The following is a 20,612-nucleotide window of genomic DNA, read 5'->3' on the forward strand; positions in this document are numbered from 1 at the left end:
AGCAAAAAGGCGGCCTTTCGGCCGCCTTTAGTTTCGTCTCAAAGTTCAGTGTTCTTTTCTGGAATATACGGACTTCTTCGTCAGATAGATCAGTGCCGTGAAGATCAAAAGAAACACGATGACCATGAAGCCGGTGCGCTTGCGTTCTTCCATGTGCGGTTCTGCCGCCCACATGAGGAAGGCAGCGACGTCATGGGAGTATTGCTCCACCGTCTGTGGCGCACCGTCATCATAGGTCACCTGATCGGCGCTGATGGGCGGGGCCATTTTGAGGGCGGAGGCGCTGGCGAAGTATGGGTTGAAGTGTGTGCCTTCGGCAACTTCAACGCCCTCGGGTGCGTCCTGATAACCGTTGAGCAGCGCGTGGATGTAATCCGGTCCGCCTTCCTGATATCCACCGACGATCGGGATCATGTCGATGAGGAATGTCGGGAAGCCGCGTTCGACGCCACGGGCTTTCGCCAGCAGCGACATATCAGGTGGTGCCGCACCGCCGTTTGAGGCAGCAGCTGCTTCATGGTTCGGATAGGGCGATGGGAAGTGGTCTGATGGAACAGCCTTGCGGGTGTACATCTCGCCATCCGCATTCGGACCATCCTGCACTTCATATTCGGCAGCGAAGGCTTTGACCTGATCTTCCGAGTAACCCAGATCTTCCAGCGTGCGGAACGACACCAGATTCATGGAATGACAGGCGGAACAGACTTCCTTGTAGACTTTCAATCCACGCTGAAGCTGGCCCTTGTCGTATTTTCCGAAAGGTCCGGCAAAGGACCATTTCTCTTCATGCGGCTTGAGGATGGGGAAGTGCCCGCCCGCAATTGCATGTTCGGTCAGTTCCTTGAGGTCATGCCCTTCTTCTGCAGCGAAACCCGCAGAAGAAAAGCCACTCATGGCAGCGATAAGCGCGATGCTCGTTACAAGCTTTTTCATTGTAAGCGTCCTTCTCTCGCACTTATATCTTGACGGCAGCCGCGGGGGCGGCAGCGGTCTTGCCATTCTTTTCCAGAACGGCCTCGGTGATCGAATTCGGGATACGCCTTGGCGTTTCAAACAGGCCGAGAAGTGGCATGATGATGATGAAAAAGCCGAAGTAGTAGATCGTGCCAAACAGAGCCATCTGCGTGTAGAGGTCCGAAGGCTGACGCGAACCCAGCCAGCCGAGCATGATGCAATCGACTACGAAGATCCAGAAGAACAGCTTGTACCACGGACGATAGACGGCCGAGCGAACCTTGGACGTGTCCAACCATGGCAGGAAGAACAGCACAACGATGGCACCGAACATCACCAGCACGCCGCCCAGCTTGGAATCGATTGGGCCGATGTTGAAGGTGATGGCACGCAGCATGGCGTAGAATGGCAGGAAGTACCATTCCGGCACGATATGCGCCGGTGTCTTCAGCGGGTCGGCCATGATGTAGTTGTCAGGGTGACCGAGGAAGTTCGGCATGTAGAAGACGAACCAAGCATAGCCAAGCAGGAAGACGGAAACGCCGAGCGCATCCTTCAGCGTTGCGTAAGGCGTAAACGGAACCGTGTCCGTCTTCGTCTTGACCTCAACGCCGGTCGGGTTGGTCTGGCCCGTTACGTGCAGCGCCCAGATGTGCAGGATAACGACGCCTGCGATCATGAAGGGCAGAAGGTAATGCAGCGCAAAGAAGCGGTTCAGCGTCGGCTGATCAACAGCGAAGCCACCGAGCAGGAACTGCTGGATCCACTCACCCACGCCCGGAAAGGCTGTGAAGAAGCCGGTGATAACCGTTGCACCCCAGAAGGACATCTGGCCCCAAGGCAGAACGTAACCCATGAAACCGGTAGCCATCATCAGAAGGAAGATGACGCAGCCGAGAATCCAGAGGATTTCACGCGGTGCCTTATAGGAGCCGTAATAGAGGCCACGGGCAATGTGCAGGTAGACGGCGATGAAGAAGAAGGACGCACCGTTGGCGTGCATGTAGCGCAGCAGCCAACCTTGGTTCACATCGCGCATGATCTTTTCAACGGAGTTGAAGGCAACCGTCGTTTCAGCGGCATAATGCATGGCCAGCACGACGCCGGTCAGGATCTGCACGATCAGCATGACGGCAAGCATGGCGCCGAAGGTGTAGGCATAGTTCAGGTTGCGCGGCACCGGATAGGCTATGAAACTGTCATAGACCATGCGCGGCAGCGGCAGGCGGGAGTCGACCCATCTTTCGATACCGGTCGAGGGCTGGTAACTGGAATGACCACTCATTTCAAATGTCCCCTTATCCGATTTTGATCACGGTATCGGATGTGAATGCGAAGGTCGGAATATGCAGGTTTTCCGGCGCCGGACCTTTGCGAATGCGGCCCGCCGTATCGTAGTGCGAGCCATGGCAGGGACAGAACCACCCGCCGAAATCGCCGGCTTGACCCAGCGGAACACAACCAAGATGCGTGCAGGAACCGATCATGACGATCCAGTTTTCCTTGCCCTGCCCTGCGGAACGGTCAACATCGGTCGCCTGTGCGGCGGCATCGAGGTTGGCGTTGCGCGCGACGGGATCTTTCAGATCGGTCAGCGCAACAGCGTTGGCTTCATCGATCTCTTTTTGCGTGCGGTTACGAATGAAGATCGGCTTGCCGCGCCATTTGACGGTCAGGGACATGCCCGGCTCGACGCTGGCGACATTCACTTCAATGGATGCAAGCGCCAGGGTGGACGCATCGGGACGCATCTGGTCGATGAAGGGCCAGGCCACGGCAGCAGCGCCGACAGCACCCGCCATACCAGTCACAAGATAAAGAAAATCGCGACGGGTCGGTTCACCCGAGGCGTCATGGTCATTTACGTGCTCGCTCACCGCTACACCATCCTCTGCGCTAATTTTGTTGAAAGTCGCATGAGTCCTCCAGCTATGTTTTGATCCAGGACAAACTCGATCCCCCTTGCCCTGGTCAGTGCGCGACGATAAATCGCGCCTATTCTGCTTGATCGCAAAATATGGCGGACCTTGGCAAGAGGAAAGCACACAAAGCTGCCGTAATTCTGCCTTGCCGGGCTATTTTTCTCCGCCTTTTCCGGCTCTGCTGTCCATCCTGCAACATTGTGCACCCAAATCGCGCATGCTAATCAGAATCAGGGAGAGCCGATAAGCGGGGTTTTGATTTTGAAAGCTAGGCTCACCTGTGTCGGGTCCTTTGCGCTCGCACTTGCGCTTCTTCTTATAAGTATCCGATATGTCGGTGATTTCTGGCTGCTGGCCTTCGTCAACAGCTTTCAGCTGCATATTGCCGTTCTCGCGGCATTTGGCGCGCTTTTATGCCTTCTGGTCCTTCGATCCCGCATCTTCATCGTGCTTCTGGCCTGGGCTTTCATGCTGGGCGCGCACGCCCTCTACATGCACCAGGAGTTCGTGACGGACGCCTATGCGCCCGCAGGCGCAAAATCCTTCCGGCTTTTGTCCTTCAACGTGCTGAGGGAGAACCCGGGCAATGCCGAATCAATTGCCGATACGATTTTGGCATCCAATGCCGACGTGGCCTATGTGATGGAGGCCGACGCAGTAGCGACCGCCCTGCCCCGATTGGGCCAGACCTACCCTTACCGCATTGGCTGCGGCGTGGGCACGCAAAACTGCGATCTGCTGATTCTGTCCAAACGCCCGCTGGAGAATGCCCGCATTGGCAGTTTGAGCTATGTCAGCCGCGAGCGCTTCGCCATGGCGATGATCGACATTGATGGCATCAAGCTCACGCTGGCGGCAGCGCATCTGGCAAAACCCTATTTCGATGACTATCACCGCAACGAGCTGAGCCGCATCCGCTCCGCGATCTCCTCGGTCACAGGCCCGCTCATTCTCGGTGGTGATTTCAATTCCGCCAGCATTGCGCCTGACATGAGGGAATTCCTGCTGGCGACGGATCTGAAGAAGGCGCAGTGGGAACCGGCCACATGGCCCATCGACGCCGGGCCGTTTGGCATCGCCATCGACCACATCTTCGCCCGCAAACCGGCAACCCTGATGAAACTGGAGCGCCTGCCGGACAATCACGGCTCCAACCATTACGGACTGGTGGCGGATTTCGCTATTGCTGGGTCTTAAACCGTAGGCACCGTCTCGTCTGCATCGAGAAAACCACCCGATTGGCGCGCCCAGAGCTCCGAATAAAGCCCGCCGCTATTTACAAGCTGCGTGTGGGTGCCCTGCTCCACGATGCGCCCTGCATCCATGATGATAAGCCGGTCGAGCGCGGCGATGGTGGACAGGCGATGCGCGATGGCAAGAACCGTCTTGCCGTGCATCAACTCATCCAGATTGCTCTGGATGGCCGCTTCCACCTCGGAATCGAGAGCCGAGGTCGCTTCATCCAGCACCAGTATCGGTGCATCCTTCAGCATGACGCGGGCGATGGCGATGCGCTGGCGCTGACCGCCGGAAAGCTTGACGCCACGCTCGCCCACATGGGCTTCCAAGCCTTTGCGCCCACGCTGGTCTTCAAGACGTTCGATGAAATCATCCGCCTTGGCGCGGCGTGTGGCGGCAAGCAGTTGCTCTTCGCTGGCATCCATGCGCCCGAACATGATATTATCGCGAATGGATCGGTGCAGCAGCGAGGTATCCTGCGTGACCATGCCGATATGGGCGCGCAAGGTTTCCTGACTGACCTTGGCGATATCCTGTCCATCGATAAAGATGCGGCCCTTTTCGACATCGTAGAAACGCAGCAGCAGATTGACGAGAGTGGACTTGCCCGCGCCCGACCGGCCCACGATACCGACCTTTTCGCCCGGCGCGATATCAAGGCTGAGATTGTCGATGACACCCTTGCTGCGCCCATAATGGAAGCTGACATTCTCGTAGCGAATGCTTGGCTTGGCCACGACCAGATCCGGCGCATTCGGCACATCGACAAGTCCGACGGGCTGCGAAATCAGCTCGGCTGCGTTCTGCACCGTGCCGAAATTGCGCATGATGCCGTTGAACTGCGTCATCAGGCGGCCCAGCAGAAAATTCAGCCGCAGCACCAAGGCCAGCGTAAAGGCCACCGCGCCGGAGCTGATCTTGCCAGCCAGCCAGAGATCGATGCAGAGCGCCGCCATCGAGGTGATCATGATACCGGACAGCAGCGCCATGGACGCGCGCACGCCGGTAATGAAGCGCGTGAACATCATGGTGGTGTTCTGGAAAATATCGAAGCCTTGGCGCATGTAACGGTCATTGGCGTCGTCACGCCCGAACAGCCTCAGCGTCTGAATGTTGCTGTAGGCGTCCACCATGCGACCCGACAACATGGAGGCGGCTTCCGCCGTTTCACGCGAATGTTTGCGGATGCGCGGCACGAAATAACGCGCCAGCATCGAAAATATGCCGACCCAGACCAGCACCACCATGGCCAGACGCCAGTCCAGACCGCCGATCAGAAGCAGCATCGACACGGAATAGATGCCGACGAACCAGACACTTTCCATCAGCGACGTCACCAGATCGCCTGCCGCCTGCCCGCCGGACCAGACCTTGGTGACGATGCGACCGGAAAAATCGTTCTGGAAAAAGGTCAGCGATTGCCGCGCCACATGCATATAGGATTGCCAGCGCACGAGATTATAAAAGCCGGGGGTAATAATCTGCTGGTCCACCAGCGCCGTGACCATGGTCACGAGGAAGCGAACGACGGCAATGAGAAACAGCATGCCAATCAGTTCATAACCGTGCCCGGAAATCAGCCCCGCCCAGCCCTCGCCCGGTTTGACCGTGGACAGAATATCCACCAGCCGCCCGACGAACCAGAACAACGCCGCCTCAATCGCCGCAGTCAGGCCACCCAGAATGAGCATGGCAAAAAAGGGCGTCTTGGCCTGCCTAAGATAGAACCAAATGAAAGCAAACGTATCTTCCGGCGGACGCAAATCGTCCTTGCGGGCGAAGGGCTTGATCCAGTTCTCGAAAAAGCGAAAAATACGGGTGATGACCATGGTTTTGATATAGGCGGAATCGGGGCATGGGCAAAGCGGGAGTGAGATTATATTTTGGTAATGAGGTGGGATAGAGCGTCTGAAACCGTCGCTCGCTCAAATGGATTGCTGACGCCGCGACATACTCTTTCTTCATCCTCGGGCTTGTCCCTTGTCCCGGGAATCCACTCACGTATCCAAAATTGCGACGTAGCAGATGCTCGGGACAAGCCCGACCATGACGAAAGCATCTACCGAGAGGCCGAAGCCTACTCCCCCGCCACCTTCATGCCCTGCTCCTCATCCGCAATGAACCCGCCGGACTGGCGCAGCCACAGGTCGGCATAGATACCGCCCTGCTCCACCAACTCCTGATGCGTGCCGGCCTCGACGATCTTGCCCATGTCGAGAATGATCAGGCGGTCCATCTCCGTAAGGGTCGAGAGACGGTGGGCGATGGCGATAACGGTTTTACCCTCCATCAACGCAAACAGGTTTTCCTGAATGGCCGCTTCGACTTCGGAGTCAAGCGCCGAGGTCGCCTCGTCCAGAATGAGGATCGGGGCGTCCTTGAGGAACACGCGCGCAATCGCGATACGCTGGCGCTGACCACCGGAGAGTTTGACGCCGCGTTCGCCCACCTGTGCATCCAGACCCTGGCGGCCGTGCATATCGACAAGTGTTTCGATGAAGTCCCAGGCATTGGCACGTTTTGCCGCCGCGATGATCTCTTCGTCGGATGCGCCGGGATGGCCATAGGCGATGTTTTCGCGAATAGTCCGGTGCAGCAGCGACGTATCCTGCGTGACGACGCCGATCAGCGAGCGCAGGCTATCCTGCGACACATTGGAAATATCCTGCCCGTCGATCAGAATCTTGCCGGATTCGAGATCGTAGAAGCGCAGCAAAAGGTTCATCAACGTCGTCTTGCCCGCGCCGGAGCGACCGACAAGACCTACCTTTTCGCCCGGCTTGATATCCAGCGACAGGCCTTCGATGACGCCCTTGTTCTTGCCATAGTGGAAGCGAATGTCGTCGAAACGGATTTCGCCTTTGTGCGCGGAAAGTGCGGGCGCATTGGCGGCATCCACGATGTCGTGCGGTTTGGACATCATATTCATGCCGTCATAGACCGTGCCGATGTTTTCAAACAGCGATGTGACTTCCCACATGATCCACTGCGACATGCCGTTGACGCGCATGGAAAGGCCAATGGCGACTGCCACGGAACCCACAGAGACCGAGCCCATCATCCAGAAGTAAAGGCCGAGCGACGTGGTGGAGAACATCACCAGCGCATTGTTGATATCGATGGCGATGTTGAAGGCCGAAATCCGGCGCATCTGACGGTGAACCGTGTTCAGAAACACATTCATGCCTTCACGCGCATAGACCTCTTCACGCCCCGCATGGGAAAACAGCTTGATGGTGGCGATGTTGGTGTAACTATCAACGATACGGCCCGTCATCAGCGAGCGCGCATCCGCCTGCTCACTGGCCAGACGACCGAGTTTTGGCACGAAATAGGTCAGGATCGCGATATAAACCACCAGCCAGAAGACGAGTGGCAGGGCCAAGCGCCAGTCCGCAGCAGCCACCATGAACAGCATGGAGCCGACAAAGCTGATGGCATAGACGAAGACGTCGATGACCTTCAGCGCCACTTCGCGGATGGACAACGCCGTCTGCATGACCTTGGTGGAGACGCGGCCTGCGAACTCGTTGGCGAAAAACGTCATGGAATGGCGCAGCAGAAACCGGTGCATGTGCCAGCGGGCAATCATGCCGAAGTTTCCAGCCAGCGTCTGGTGCATGGTCATGGTGTGGATGGAGCCCATCAACGGCAGGGCAACCAGCACAATGGAGGCCATGACGACAAGACGCCAGCCCTCGTCCTGCAGGAAGGTTTCCCGGTTGGCAGACGACAGCCAGTCCACGATATTGCCCAGGAACTGGTAGAGCATCACTTCGGCAACCGCGATGCCCATGGACATCAGGCCCAGCAGCAGCAACCAGGGTGCCGCAGGCCGGATATAATGCCACATGAACGGCAGCAGCTTGGCTGGCGGCACGACGGGCGTGGATGCGGGAAATGGATCGAGACGTTTTTCAAACCAGCCGAACATGGCCTAGCTCCGGACAGACATATCCCGAAAAAACGGCGCGGGGCAAAAAAAGCTCCCAAAGCCAGCACGGGAAGAAAATGGAATATGGCCACGACAGCCACATGACGAATCTAAAACAAGGAAATTGCGGACGAACCGCGAGAAACACCTAGGCCTGTAAAGGCACTACAATGGCCGGGAGGCGATATAGAACGAGCTTATTCATCTGAACCTCCGTGGCTGGTGTTGAAAGATGCGCCCTTGTAGCTCAAAAAATATGCATTGACCAGCACCAAACCGCCTCAAACCTCGCAAAACAGGCCGTAACACGCGAGTGTGTCTACGTGACAACAGCCCCGGTTGTGCAGCTTGCTTGTTTCCACATTCTCCGTCGTGATAAGTCCCGGCGCATTGCCCCACGAAAGACCATGCCATGCCCGATATCAGGATCGCTCTTTACCAACCGGATATTCCCGGCAATACCGGCACCATTCTGCGCCTCGCCGCCTGCCTCGGCATCGGCGTTGACATCATCGAACCGGCTGGGTTCGACATTTCCGACCGCAACCTGAAACGGGCCGGAATGGATTATCTCACCACAGCCTCGCTAACCCGCCACGTCAATTGGGAGCGGTTCGAGGAATGGCGCGCCTCCACCGGACGCAGGCTGATTCTTGCCTCCACCAAGGCCGCCCTGCCCTATGTGGATGTCGCTTATCGTGCCGATGATATCTTGCTTTTCGGGCGCGAAAGCGCTGGCGTGCCTGATCATGTGCATGACAAGGCCGATGAGCGGCTGATCATTCCCATGGTCGAAGGCCAGCGCTCCATCAATGTCGCCATGTCGGCGGCGATGGTCGCCGGAGAGGCCTTGCGCCAGACGGCGTGGGCGTAAAGCCAGCCATCGCCATTGCGCTTCAAAATGTCGTAATCAGCCCTGTACGACACGGTATTTCAGTCCTATATTTATTAGCCAACTAAAGATTCCTGCCCCCGAAAACTTTCCGCGCAGCATGTCGTCCGAAAGCGAAACGGTTTCGGGCAAGGCGATGGGCGCACAATAAAAATACTGACGGAAGGAGGGCGACCGAGCATGCAATCCACCATCATTATCGTCAATCTGCTGGGCGCTGTGGCGCTGCTATTGTTCGGCCTCGCACAGGTCAAGGATGGCGTCACGCGCGCCTTCGGCGTGAAACTCAGGACCGTGCTGGCCACTGGCACCAAGAGCGGGCCGCGCTCGCTGCTATCAGGCTTTCTCGCCACCATCGCCCTGCAAAGTTCGACTGCCACGGCATTGACGGTCGCCTCCTTCGCAGAGCGTGATCTCATCCGCCCCCGCATGGCGCAAGTCGTGCTGCTCGGCGCGAATATCGGCACCGCCGTCACCGCCTGGATTTTCGCAACCGGCGTCGCATGGCTGTCTCCCCTGCTCATCCTCACCGGGCTGATCGTGCGCAAGGGCACTTCCAGCGCGCGTCAGGGCGGCGGCACGGCATTGGTCGGTGTCGGCCTGATGCTGCTGTCACTTCATCTACTCAGCGCTGCAACGGAGCCTATGCGCGATTCTCCGGCACTCGGCGCATTTATTGGCCTGCTGGATGACGCATGGCCCGTCGCCCTACTTCTTTCGGCAGCCTTGGCCTTCATCTCATCTTCCAGCTTGGCTGTTGTGGTTCTCATCCTGTCGCTGGCATCAGCCGATATTCTCTCCACCGGCCTCATCATCGTGCTTATTCTCGGCGCCAATCTCGGCGGCGCGATCCCGCCGGTCGTTGCCACGCTGTCTGCACCGGCATCGGCCCGTCGCATCACCATCGGCAATCTCGTAGTGCGAACGGTGGGCTGCGCTATTGCCCTGCCGCTCGCCGGTTATGGCGCAGAGTTGCTCCAGATGCTGCCGCTGTCGCAGGCCATGCTGCCGGTGGATGCGCATCTGATCTTCAATCTGGCACTCGCAACAATCGCCTGGCCCTTCTCCAGCGTGATCTCTGACATGATGGCAAAGATCGTGCCTAACGATCCACAGCCAGACGAAGGCCCGCACTTTCTCGATGCCGATGCACTCGACACGCCGGTCGTGGCGCTGGCCAATGCCACCCGCGAAGTTCTCGTCGTTGGCGATACCATCGAGCGGATGCTGATCCGTGCCGAAAATGCCTTCAAGCATAATGATCTCGCCCCGCTTGCCGAGATCATTGTGCTGGAGAAAAAGGTCGATACGCGCCAGCAGGATGTGAAGATTTATCTTTCGCAGCTGGGCCGCAAGGGATTGGATGAGCATGACGCCCGCCGGTCCATCACCATCATCGATTACGCCATCAACCTCGAACACATCGGCGATATCGTTGAAAAAGGACTGGCCGAGCAGATCCGCAAGAAGATTTCCAACGGTTTCAAATTCTCCGATGAAGGCTATGACGAGCTGAAGACGCTGTTCGATATGACCATCGAAAATCTGCGCGCCGCCCAGAGCATTTTCGTCACCGGCGATTTCGATCTCGCCCGCCGCCTGATGGAAATCAAGATCGATATCAGACGGCTGGAAAAGCAGTCTTCAGGCCGCCATCTGGAACGACTGCGCGACGGCCTGATGCAGAGCCTGCAAACCAGCTCTCTGCATCTGGATATGCTGCGCGACCTTAAGCGCATCAACGCCCACATTGTCTCCGTCGCCCACCCCATTCTCGATCAGGGCGGCGTGCTGGGAGAAAGCCGCCTTCGCGCGGCGGACAAACGGATTTGACGGGCTTATCCTTCGCTTAGGAATATCCTGCCTCACTCTGATGCCGCACGGTCAGGACCACGACCATATCCCCATCGAAACGGTAGAGAGCGACATAGCCGCTTTCACCGAAAGGGATCAGTAACTCCCGAAATTCCGGTGACATTTTATCGGCAGGTCGACCTATGGCGGGGTGAGCCGCCAAAATCCGCATCTGCTCCCGGATGGTTTTAACGGCGCGAGATGCAGCATCCGGATTCTTTGGCGCAAGAAAACGATAGCAGCGCTGAACGGCACGCAGCGCCTCTGGCGTCCATATCAGTTGTGGCATTCAGGCGGTTCCACATCCTGCCCGGCTTCAAGCTGAGCCAGCCAGTCATCCGCCTCATCTTGGTTTAGATGCAGGCCATTTTCCTGATAGGCAGACCAGGCGGCCAAAGCCTCCTGCCGGAACGACTCACGCTTTTCTTCCCGCTCGACATATTGAGCGATCGCTTCCCGCATCAGATAATGGGTGGAGCGATGCTGTGTCTCGGCCAGCTTTCGCATCCGGGCGTGGACATCCGGGTCGAGCTTTACCGCAACGGGATGGGGTCCAGGCATGAGAGGTCCTCAGGTATAAAAAGGTAATACCCGACTATCGTGCCACCGCACGTTTGTGTCAACATCGCCACCCTGGCGCAATTCAGTTTTGTGTCTCTGCCGCCCGGCTGATAAACCGGGCAGGACGCAACGATTCGACTTGAAGGACATCGGATATGGAACGGCCAGATTTGCCGAAAGGCTTGCCCGACGACATCGAGGACAAGAAGGCGCTGGCCAAGGCATGGTTCGAAAGCCTGCGCGACACCATCGTCAGCGCGTTCGAAGCCATCGAAGACGAGTTGCAGGGTCCGCTTTCCGACCAGCCGCCCGGCCGTTTCGTACAAAAGGACTGGCAGCGTGACGGCGGCGAAGGCGGTGGCGGCAAGATGTCGATGATGGAAGGCCGCGTCTTCGAAAAGGTCGGCGTCCACACATCCACCGTCCATGGCGAATTTTCGCCGGAATTTCGCGGCCAGATTCCCGGCGCGGAAGAAGACCCACGCTTCTGGGCATCCGGCATTTCGCTGATTGCCCACCCGGTCAACCCAAATGTTCCTGCCGTGCATATGAACACGCGCATGGTCGTCACGTCCAGCCACTGGTTTGGCGGCGGGGCGGACCTGACGCCGGTTCTCGACCGACGCCGCACGCAGGATGACAATGACAGCCTCATCTTCCACCGGGTCTTTGAAATCACCTGCAATCGTCACGCGGTGGCCGATTATCCGCGCTACAAGCAATGGTGCGACGAATATTTCCATCTCAAGCACCGCAACGAACCGCGCGGCATCGGCGGTATCTTCTTCGACTGGTTGCACCCGGACGAGGAAAAAGGCGACTGGAACGCCAATTTCGCCTTCGTGCAGGATGTCGGGCGCGCCTTCAATCTGGTCTATCCGAAGATCGTGCGGAGCAACTTCAACCAGCCCTGGACGGAAGAGGATCGCGACGAACAGCTGATCCGCCGCGGACGCTACGTGGAGTTCAACCTGCTCTATGACCGCGGCACGATTTTTGGTCTGAAGACCGGCGGCAATGTGGATTCGATTCTGTCTTCGCTTCCACCCGTGGTGCGCTGGCCTTAAGATTTGGGCGGCTGGGCCTCGTTTCAATTTTCGAGTTGAAGCACGGGCTCTAAAAAATCACGAAAAGTTTGATCTTTGTTAGTCTTTTCGGAGCAGATTTTAGAAAATTAGCTCTTATGAAAAGACATCTCTGGTGATAGGCTCCATTCCGTTGATGACTGGAGGAGCTATCGTCATGATTACTTCGAACAGCATGCCCATATCCGCGGTTGGTACTGATCCATCCCGCGCCATACCTACACCTGAATTGATCGATCGTCTGGCAGCGGAAATGCGCGCGACGGGAGATCGCGAATTGCCCCATTCTTTTTACGTCGAACAGGTCAAGCGTAAGCTTGCCAATGAAGCTGCTGCCAATGACGACCGGGTGGAGCTGACGAATGTACCAGCCGCCGCCACATCTTCCGTTTTCCATTGCTGGGCAATGCCTGAAAAGGTCTGAAACGGAACCTTCTATCTCTCCTACCCGTTTGTTGGTGAGCAGGGGCAAAGCCTTTCAATCGAAAGGTTCTGCCCCGGCATTTCACAGAGGGAGGCATATGATGAGACTGTTTGAATGTGGAACCCTGGTGCCGGGTTGTGAATGGCACACACGCGCTGACGAGGACGCAGAAATCGTGCGCCGCACGGTGGATCATCTGCGTCAGGCACACGGCGAAACCGTCATCCGCGAAAACATGGTCGAGAACATCAAGACCCGCATTCGCGATGAAAGCACCATTCAGGCCTGATTGTTGAGCGCCTTTTCCAGCCGGGCGGTCAAAGCTGCCCGGTCCAGTGAGAAGTTGAACTCGATCCACTTCTCCTCAAGCTCGCTTAAAATCACTCCCACCCTCGGGCCCGGTGCCACACCGGCTGCCAGCACGTCCGCACCGGTCAGAGGAAAGCTCGGGCGCTGGAATTTCTGAGCGCGCTCCAGCAAGGTCGAGAAGCGCGCAATCTTCTGCATGGCCGCCTCGCCCGCCGAGACATCGGCCCGCGCCGCCGCAAGCGCCAGCTTCAGCCGCATGACCACGCCTTCCACACCCTGACGATAGAGAAGACGATCAAAGGCCGCATCCGTCACGGTAGGATCGACGTTAGGTGAAGTTGCCCATTGCTTCAGGCGTTTGCCTTCCGCGTTCGACATACGCAGCCGGGACGTCATCGCATCCACCCGCTCCGCATCCGTCGGCACAATGGCGGCAAGCCGCACCAACGCATCCGGCTTCCAGCCCAGCGCCTGCTCTGCCGCCACCAGACCATGGATGGCATCGATGCCCCACTTCTCCGTTTCCGGCAGAACCTGCGTGAGGACGCCGGACTGGCGCATCCATAAAAGCGCTCTCGAGGGATCGTCTGCGGCCAGCAGCTTCTTCATTTCGCTCCAGACGCGCTCTGCCGAGAGCGTCGAAATCTTGTCCTTGGCGCGTGCACTCGCGCGCAGCCCATCGGCATCGGGCCGACCCGAACCGTAATAGGCGAAAAAGCGGAAGAAGCGCAGAATGCGTAGGTAATCCTCTGATACGCGCTGGTCTGCATCGCCAATAAAACGCACATTGCGCTTCTCGATATCCGGCAGGCCGCCGATCAGGTCGATCACCTCGCCCGAGGCATCAGCATAAAGCGCGTTGATCGTCAGGTCACGCCGCTGCGCATCTTCTGTCCAGTCGGTGCCGAAAGCCACTTGCGCATGGCGGCCATCGGTTTCCACGTCGCGGCGCAGGGTGGTGACTTCGAAACCCTCGCCATCCAGCACCAGCGTCACCGTGCCGTGTTCGATGCCGGTCGGTACAGCCTTGATACCAGCATCCTTGGCGCGCTCAACCACATCCTGCGGCGGCAGCGTGGTTGCCATGTCGATATCGCCCACGGGCATGCCCATCAGCGCGTTGCGCACGGCACCGCCCACGATGCGGGCTTCACCGCCATCGGCATTCAAAAGCGCCAAAATCCGCTGAAGACCCGGCTTTGAAAACCAGTCCTGTCCGGCAATGTTGCTCATGAATAAAACCTTTCGTAAATGCTGCGCATGATGCCCGCCGTAATGCCCCAAATGTAACGCTCGCCATAGGGCATTTCGTAGAAAAACCGCTCCTTCCCCTGAAAGATGCGACTGCCGCGTTTGTGATTTTTCGGGTTCATCAGAAATGACAGCGGCACCTCGAAGACCTCGTCCACTTCAGTCGGGTTGAGGGTAAGATCGAAGCCGGGTTTGACCACTGACAGCACCGGTTTGATACGGAAGCCCGTGCCGGAAATATAATCCGGCAACCGTCCCACCGTCTCGACATAAGAACGGGATAGGCCGATTTCCTCTTCCGTCTCACGAAGAGCAGCATCCTCCGGAGAGGGATCTTCCTTGTCGATCCCGCCGCCAGGAAAGGAAATCTGGCCGGAATGCTTGCGAAGCGTAGCGGTGCGCTGGGTAAATATGACCCGCGCCTCATCGCCATAATCCACAACCGGCACCAGCACGGCGGCATCTTTCAGGCGAATGCCTTCGCCCGTCAGCCGCACACCGGGGTTGAGAACATGGTCGCCATGATCCGCGTCCTCCCGCTCGGCCACGCCCTCGCCATCCGAAAGCACGCGACGCCGGAAATCGGCGGCGGAAAAGGTCATTACATCAGAAGTCATCGGGAAAGCGCATCCAGTTCATCGGCGGGCATGACAGGAAAAATCTCACCGCCAGAGCGCACAGCAAACATGTCTTTTCCATCGATTTCAATCACTTCACCCAACTCCACCAGATCATACATTACCGCGCGTGAGACAAGCGCCTCCAGCCGCCCGCGAACAAGAAGATAGGGTTTCAACTCCTTGTTTTCGCCGCTGATTTCGAAGCGCAGCGGATGCTCCGCACCAACTTCCACCACGTCACCCACATTCGTGCGGAAGGTCAGAAGCGGTGCGCCGTCTTTTTCGCCCACATTCATCTCGACAGCGATGAAAGGCGCATCCACCACGCGGATGCCGACTTTTTCCACAGGTGTTACGAGGTAGGTCTTGCCGTCCTCATCCCTTCGCAAAACGGTGGAAAACAGCCGCACCAGCGGGGCGCGGCCAATGGGTGTGCCCATGTAGAACCATGTGCCATCGGCGCGGATTTCCATGTCCAGATCGCCGCAAAAGGGCGGGTTCCAGCGCTCGACGGGGGCTGGTCCCCGGCTTTTATCACCCGTCTGCTCGGCTGCATGGGAAATCATCGCGGCAAGCCCTGCTGCATCTTTCGCCGAATTTATCGTCTCAACCGCCATATTCGAGCCCTGCTTTGTCACCTATTGAAGTCTCTGACATGGGTAACGAGATAGTCATTCAAAGGATGCTTGTCAGCGGGCCAGATGGCAATAAGCTATAGGCAGCGCCAAATGCGTCCTGTATGCGAGTGATGACCGGTAACGAGACGATGCGCGTCTTTAGTTTGAGGAGAGCGATATGGGCATGATGAATACCAGCGAAACCCTCGACGAAAAGGCGATTATTGCCGCTGCCGAAAAGGCGCTGTCGGATATTGCCGCTGTCAGGGCGGAAGTTTCCAAGGTTATCTTCGGGCAGGAAAAGGTGGTGCAGAACACGCTTCTCGCCATTCTGTCCGGCGGCCATGCGCTGCTGATCGGTGTTCCCGGTCTCGCCAAGACCAAGCTCGTAACGACGCTCGGCACCGTCCTCGGTCTCGATGCCAACCGCATCCAGTTCACACCGGACCTGATGCCATCAGATATTCTTGGTTCCGAAGTCATGGATCAGGATGAAAGCGGTCGCCGCTCGTTCCGCTTCATCAAGGGACCGATCTTCGGCCAGCTGCTGATGGCGGATGAAATCAACCGTGCTTCCCCACGTACCCAGTCCGCCCTTTTGCAGGCCATGCAGGAATATCACATTACCGTCGCTGGCCAGCGTTTCGACCTACCGAAGCCCTTCCACGTTCTGGCCACCCAGAACCCGCTGGAGCAGGAAGGCACCTATCCGCTGCCGGAAGCCCAGCTCGACCGCTTCCTGCTTCAGGTCGATGTCGATTACCCCGACCTTGCTGCAGAACGCCAGATCCTGCTCGACACGACTGGCACGGCATCAGGCGAAGCACGCCGGATGATCGAAGGCGACCGTCTCGTCGAAATTCAGACGCTCATTCGTCAGATGCCGGTCAGCGACAAGGTGGTGGATGCCATTCTTGCATTGGTGCGCTCCGCCCGCCCCGGCCATGGCAACAAACTGACCGACAAGAACGTTGCATGGGGACCGGGACCGCGTGCCGGCCAATCGCTGATGCTGACGGCCCGTGCGCGCGCTCTTTACGAAGGCCGTCTTGCACCGTCACTGGACGATATCTACGCGCTGGCAGAGCCTGTTCTGGAACACCGCATGGCGCTGACATTTGCAGCCCGTGCGGAAGGCATGTCGGTTCGCGACGTTATTGCGGGCCTTGTGGAGCAGGCCAGGAACTGACCGTTTTAGGTTAGACGTAAGGAGTGCATGTGGCATCCATCGGCCAGATCGTAGAGCAAACGCCCGGCAGTGACGTGCTTGCCCGTGCGCGCCAGCGTGCCGCTCTGGTGCCTGATTGCATGGTCGAGGCAAAACGCATTGCCAACACCGTGACAGCAGGTTGGCATGGCCGCCGCAAACGCGGCATCGGCGAAAATTTCTGGCAGTTCCGCCCTTACGCGGATGGCGAAAGCCTGTCGCGTATCGATTGGCGCCGCTCCGCCCGTGACGACCATACCTATGTTCGCGACCGGGAATGGGAAGCCGCCCATACCATCTGGCTCTGGGCCGATCTTTCGCCCTCTATGATGTTCAAATCCACGCTCGGTTCCGTTTCCAAGGAAAGCCGTGCGCTTGTGCTGATGCTGGCGCTGGCGGAAATTCTGGCCCGCTCCGGCGAACGCATCGGCTGCCCCGGCATCATGGAGCCCGTATCCGCCCGCAACGCCGCCGAGCGACTGGCAACCGCCATCATGCACGCCCCCGCCACCACCGGCCTGCCGGACACATCGATGATCCGTGGCTCCAGCGATATCGTGCTGATCGGAGACTTTCTGGATGACGCAACGACCGTGATGGAGCGTCTGTCGCCGCTTGCCCGCCGTGGCCTGCGTGGCCATGTGGTGGAAATTGCAGACCCCGCCGAAGAGGTCTTTCCTTACAGTGGTCGCACCGAGTTTTCCGACCCGGAGACCGGCGAAAAGCTGACGTCTGGCCGTGCCGAAACCATTCGCGATGACTACACCCGCGCCTATCTCGCGCGGCGCGATGCCATGTCCTCGTCGCTTCGTCGCCTGGGCTGGAACTTCGTCTTCCACCGCACCGATCATCTAGCATCCGAAGCGCTGGTTACCATGCATATGTATCTCTCCGGCGCGCCGGTGGGTGGCAAGAACGGAGGCCGGACATGAGCGCCCTGCCTTTCGTTTTCACCAGCCCCTTTATTCTGTTCGGTCTCTTGGCGCTCCCTGCCATCTGGTGGCTGCTGCGGCTGACACCGCCGCGCCCGAAAGCTGAAGTGTTTCCGCCACTTCGCATTCTGGCAACGGTACTGAAGCGCGAAGAAACGCCCTCCAAGAGTCCATGGTGGCTGACGCTGCTGCGCATGCTTTTGGCCGCCGCCGTCATTTTCGCGCTGGCCGATCCGGTCATCAACCCGCGCAACAACACGCTAGCAGGCAGCGGCCCGCTGGTCCTGATCGTGGACAATGGCTGGGCCGCAGCACCGGATTGGGACCGCCGCGTGCGCACCGCCGAGGCCCTCATTGGTGATGCCGAGCGGGCTGAACGCCCCGTCGCCATCGCCTTCACCGCCGACCGCGACCATGACGCCGAGCCCGGAACGACGGCAGCGGCGCTGGAAAAGCTTGCCGCCGCCAAGCCACAGCCTCTTGTGCCGGACCGCGTCCGCACCGCAGAAGCCGTCATCGAAGCCATGAACGGCGCAGCACCCGGCACGCTCGCCTATATTACCGATGGCGTTGCCACCCCGGATGACCGCGCAGCGCTGAGCAACCTCGCCACCATGCAGGCTGCCGAGTTTCGTGTCGTGGAAGGCGATGGCCAGGCCATTGCCGCCATTACCGGCGCTGAAAACGGTGCCGAAACCATGACGGTCAAACTGTCACGACTGGAGACCAGCGGCCCCGCCAATCTCACCATCAATGCGCAGGACAGCCAGGGACGCGTGCTGGCCAGCGATAACGCCACATTCGCGCCGGGTGCTGCCGAAACCACCGCCGTATTGAGCGCGCCCTTCGAACTTCGCAACGATTTCGCCCGCCTTTCCATCGAACGGCTGTCCACCGCAGGCTCCGTGCATCTGCTGGATGACGGTTTCCGCCGCCGTCGCGTGGCGCTGCTGGCAGGCGAAACCGGCAATGATTTCCAGCCTCTTCTTCAGCCGCTGTTCTACATCAGCCGCGCGCTTCAGCCCTATGTCGATCTGGTGCCGCAGCGTCAAGCCGACCTCGCCGTCGCCATTCCCGAACTGCTGCAATCCAATCCCTCCGTCATCGTCATGGCCGATATCGGTCGTCTGCCGCAGGAGACATATGCGCCCATCGAGCGCTGGCTGTCGCGTGGCGGCACGCTCATCCGTTTCGCCGGGCCACGCCTTGCCGCCGCCCCTGCCGATGATCCGCTTGTGCCTGTGACCCTGCGTCAGGGCGAGCGCGCTCTTGGCGGTGCGCTGTCATGGGCGGAGCCTCAACCGTTGGCCGATTTCCCGAATTTTGGCCCTTTCGCTGGCATGCCGAAGGCAGATGGCATCCACATCAAACGGCAGGTTCTGGCCGAGCCGACGCCTGATCTGGCCGAGCGCACATGGGCAAGCCTTGCTGATGGCACACCACTAGTCACCACCCGAAATGTCGATGCGGGCCGCATCGTTCTCTTCCATGTCAGCGCCGAAGCCAGCTGGTCGGATTTGCCGATCTCCGGCCATTTCGTGGAAATGCTGCGCCGTATCGTTCAGCTGTCGCAGGTCGGCGGCTCCTCGGCTTCCGCCAACGCGCCCGCCGCAGCGCTGCCGCCCTATCGCCTGCTGACCGCGACCGGCGCACTATCGCCAGAAATCGGTACTGCGCGCCCGTTAGAGGTAAAGCCCGGCCAGTCGCCGCGCGCCAGCTTCGATAATCCGCCCGGCCTTTACGGCACGGAATCCGGTTTCGTCGCGCTCAACCTGCTGCCGCCGGACGCAACGCTGCGCCCCATCGACACTTCGCTTGCGGGAACGGCGACCACCCGGGAAGGTCTGGTTGGCGAAGCTGCCAAATCGCTGCGCCCAGCCCTCTTTATTGCGGCTCTTTTGATGCTCTTTGCCGATACGCTCATCGTTCTCTTCATGCACGGCGTCTTCTCGCGCCTGCCCCGCGCCCGCTCATCCGCCGCCGCCATCCTGCTGGCCTTTGCGGCTGGCCTCACTGTCTTTTCGCCAAATACCGCCCGTGCCGACGACCCGAAACCGGGTGATGAGGCGATTTTCGAGCGGCTGGACACGACCCATCTGGCCTATGTCCGCACCGGTGAGGACGATGTGGACCGGATTTCCGAACAGGGCTTGCAGGGGCTGTCCGAGTTTCTCACATGGCGCACGACGCTGGAGCCAGGACAGCCAGTAGGGCTGGATATCTCCAAGGATGAGCTGTCTTTCTACCCCATCATCTACTGGCCGATTTCCGCCACAGCGCCGATGCCGTCAACAGCCGCCATCTCCCGCATCGATGCCTATATGCGCGCGGGCGGCACGGTGCTGTTCGATACGCGCGACCAGTTCTCGTCGCTGGATGGTGGTGGCAACACCAGCCCCAACGGCCAGCGCCTTCAGGAAATCCTCGCCAATGTCGATATTCCGCCGCTGGAGCCCGTGCCAAAGGACCACGTCATCACGCGCTCCTTTTATCTGCTGAACAACTTCCCCGGTCGCTACAATGGCAGCCCGCTATGGGTGGAATCGCGGCAGGATGCCGCCAAGACCACCTCGGGCATCTCGTCCTCCGGCGATGGTGTCTCGCCCATTCTCATCACCGGCAATGATTTTGCCGGAGCATGGGCCATCGATGCAAATGGCGCACCCGTGCTGCCCACCGTGCCGCCGGATGAGGTGCAGCGTGAACATGCCTTCCGCACCGGCGTCAACATCATGATGTATATGCTCACCGGCAACTATAAGGCCGATCAGGTGCATGTGCCCGATATCCTCCAGCGGTTGGGGCAATGAC

General features: G+C 58.9%; 19 protein-coding genes. 9 read left to right on the forward strand and 10 right to left on the reverse strand.

Going from position 1 to position 20,612, the window contains the following annotated elements; all coding sequences use genetic code 11:
* Nucleotides 1-45: 45 nt before the first annotated feature.
* The 3 genes from ABUK73_RS11100 to petA are packed head-to-tail and all read right to left on the reverse strand — an operon-like array spanning nucleotide 46 to nucleotide 2,831.
* Complete coding sequence (locus ABUK73_RS11100) at nucleotides 46-933, reverse strand: cytochrome c1 (protein WP_353577336.1); 888 nt, start codon at nucleotides 931-933, stop codon at nucleotides 46-48.
* A gap of 22 nt (nucleotides 934-955) precedes the next feature.
* The gene (locus tag ABUK73_RS11105) at nucleotides 956-2,239 is read right to left on the reverse strand and encodes a cytochrome b (protein ID WP_353577337.1); all 1,284 of its coding nucleotides are present in this window, start codon (nucleotides 2,237-2,239) and stop codon (nucleotides 956-958) included.
* Nucleotides 2,240-2,252: 13 nt separating this feature from the next.
* Nucleotides 2,253-2,831: a ubiquinol-cytochrome c reductase iron-sulfur subunit gene (petA, locus tag ABUK73_RS11110; protein ID WP_113088521.1), complete on the reverse strand. Its 579-nt coding sequence runs from the start codon at nucleotides 2,829-2,831 to the stop codon at nucleotides 2,253-2,255.
* 306 nt (nucleotides 2,832-3,137) lie between these two features.
* Between petA and ABUK73_RS11115 the strand changes: the two genes are divergently transcribed.
* A complete protein-coding gene (locus ABUK73_RS11115; RefSeq protein ID WP_353577338.1) occupies nucleotides 3,138-4,073 on the forward strand; it encodes an endonuclease/exonuclease/phosphatase family protein in 936 nt (311 codons plus the stop codon).
* Here ABUK73_RS11115 and ABUK73_RS11120 read toward each other — a convergent pair.
* Entirely contained in the window at nucleotides 4,070-5,944 is a 1,875-nt protein-coding gene (locus ABUK73_RS11120; RefSeq protein WP_353577339.1) for an ABC transporter ATP-binding protein, read from the reverse strand. The two genes, ABUK73_RS11115 and ABUK73_RS11120, sit on opposite strands and share 4 nt — an antisense overlap.
* Before the next feature lie 248 nt (nucleotides 5,945-6,192).
* Nucleotides 6,193-8,049 carry an ABC transporter ATP-binding protein gene (locus ABUK73_RS11125; protein ID WP_353577340.1) on the reverse strand — a complete coding sequence of 619 codons (1,857 nt, stop codon included), beginning with the start codon at nucleotides 8,047-8,049 and terminating at the stop codon, nucleotides 6,193-6,195.
* A 412-nt stretch (nucleotides 8,050-8,461) separates the two neighbouring features.
* Here ABUK73_RS11125 and ABUK73_RS11130 point away from each other — a divergent pair, with 412 nt between their 5' ends.
* Both ABUK73_RS11130 and ABUK73_RS11135 read left to right on the forward strand, forming a co-directional pair.
* Nucleotides 8,462-8,923, forward strand: coding sequence for a tRNA (cytidine(34)-2'-O)-methyltransferase (locus ABUK73_RS11130; protein ID WP_353577341.1), 462 nt, complete (start codon nucleotides 8,462-8,464; stop codon nucleotides 8,921-8,923).
* Nucleotides 8,924-9,121: 198 nt separating this feature from the next.
* Nucleotides 9,122-10,774, forward strand: a complete 1,653-nt coding sequence (locus ABUK73_RS11135) for a Na/Pi cotransporter family protein (RefSeq protein ID WP_353577342.1) — start codon at nucleotides 9,122-9,124, stop codon at nucleotides 10,772-10,774.
* A 16-nt stretch (nucleotides 10,775-10,790) separates the two neighbouring features.
* Here ABUK73_RS11135 and ABUK73_RS11140 read toward each other — a convergent pair whose 3' ends face one another.
* Nucleotides 10,791-11,084 (reverse strand): type II toxin-antitoxin system RelE/ParE family toxin, encoded by a 294-nt coding sequence (locus ABUK73_RS11140; protein WP_353577343.1) that lies wholly within the window; start codon nucleotides 11,082-11,084, stop codon nucleotides 10,791-10,793.
* Nucleotides 11,072-11,356, reverse strand: a complete 285-nt coding sequence (locus ABUK73_RS11145; protein ID WP_353577344.1) for a CopG family ribbon-helix-helix protein — start codon at nucleotides 11,354-11,356, stop codon at nucleotides 11,072-11,074. The genes ABUK73_RS11140 and ABUK73_RS11145 overlap by 13 nt, the downstream gene beginning before the upstream one ends.
* Nucleotides 11,357-11,511: 155 nt before the next feature.
* Between ABUK73_RS11145 and hemF the strand changes: the two genes are divergently transcribed.
* The 3 genes from hemF to ABUK73_RS11160 all read left to right on the forward strand — a co-directional run bounded on the left by hemF (nucleotide 11,512) and on the right by ABUK73_RS11160 (nucleotide 13,154).
* Nucleotides 11,512-12,423: an oxygen-dependent coproporphyrinogen oxidase gene (hemF, locus tag ABUK73_RS11150; protein WP_113088513.1), complete on the forward strand. Its 912-nt coding sequence runs from the start codon at nucleotides 11,512-11,514 to the stop codon at nucleotides 12,421-12,423.
* A gap of 175 nt (nucleotides 12,424-12,598) precedes the next feature.
* On the forward strand, nucleotides 12,599-12,865 hold the full coding sequence (locus ABUK73_RS11155; RefSeq protein WP_353577345.1) for a hypothetical protein: 267 nt from the start codon (nucleotides 12,599-12,601) through the stop codon (nucleotides 12,863-12,865).
* Nucleotides 12,866-12,965: 100 nt separating this feature from the next.
* Nucleotides 12,966-13,154 carry a DUF1059 domain-containing protein gene (locus tag ABUK73_RS11160; protein ID WP_353577346.1) on the forward strand — a complete coding sequence of 63 codons (189 nt, stop codon included), beginning with the start codon at nucleotides 12,966-12,968 and terminating at the stop codon, nucleotides 13,152-13,154.
* Here the strand turns inward: ABUK73_RS11160 and ABUK73_RS11165 are convergent.
* Genes ABUK73_RS11165 through ABUK73_RS11175 form a run of 3 tightly spaced genes read right to left on the reverse strand, consistent with a single transcriptional unit; the run spans nucleotide 13,145 to nucleotide 15,662 of the window.
* Complete coding sequence (locus ABUK73_RS11165; protein WP_353577347.1) at nucleotides 13,145-14,407, reverse strand: CCA tRNA nucleotidyltransferase; 1,263 nt, start codon at nucleotides 14,405-14,407, stop codon at nucleotides 13,145-13,147. The two genes, ABUK73_RS11160 and ABUK73_RS11165, sit on opposite strands and share 10 nt — an antisense overlap.
* Nucleotides 14,404-15,042: an NUDIX hydrolase gene (locus ABUK73_RS11170; protein WP_353577348.1), complete on the reverse strand. Its 639-nt coding sequence runs from the start codon at nucleotides 15,040-15,042 to the stop codon at nucleotides 14,404-14,406. Before ABUK73_RS11170 ends, ABUK73_RS11165 begins: the two co-directional genes overlap by 4 nt.
* Nucleotides 15,039-15,662: a DUF1285 domain-containing protein gene (locus tag ABUK73_RS11175; protein ID WP_353577521.1), complete on the reverse strand. Its 624-nt coding sequence runs from the start codon at nucleotides 15,660-15,662 to the stop codon at nucleotides 15,039-15,041. Before ABUK73_RS11175 ends, ABUK73_RS11170 begins: the two co-directional genes overlap by 4 nt.
* Nucleotides 15,663-15,840: 178 nt before the next feature.
* On the opposite strand from ABUK73_RS11175, the gene ABUK73_RS11180 reads away from it, so the two are divergent.
* Genes ABUK73_RS11180 through ABUK73_RS11190 form a run of 3 tightly spaced genes read left to right on the forward strand, consistent with a single transcriptional unit; the run spans nucleotide 15,841 to nucleotide 20,611 of the window.
* The gene (locus tag ABUK73_RS11180; RefSeq protein WP_062448843.1) at nucleotides 15,841-16,851 is read left to right on the forward strand and encodes an AAA family ATPase; all 1,011 of its coding nucleotides are present in this window, start codon (nucleotides 15,841-15,843) and stop codon (nucleotides 16,849-16,851) included.
* Between the two features lie 29 nt (nucleotides 16,852-16,880).
* Nucleotides 16,881-17,801, forward strand: coding sequence for a DUF58 domain-containing protein (locus ABUK73_RS11185; RefSeq protein ID WP_062448842.1), 921 nt, complete (start codon nucleotides 16,881-16,883; stop codon nucleotides 17,799-17,801).
* Entirely contained in the window at nucleotides 17,798-20,611 is a 2,814-nt protein-coding gene (locus ABUK73_RS11190) for a DUF4159 domain-containing protein (protein WP_353577349.1), read from the forward strand. Before ABUK73_RS11185 ends, ABUK73_RS11190 begins: the two co-directional genes overlap by 4 nt.
* The last annotated feature ends 1 nt before the right edge of the window (nucleotide 20,612 follow it).

Source organism: Agrobacterium vacciniicorymbosi, assembly GCF_040427045.1.
Lineage (GTDB): Bacteria > Pseudomonadota > Alphaproteobacteria > Rhizobiales > Rhizobiaceae > Agrobacterium.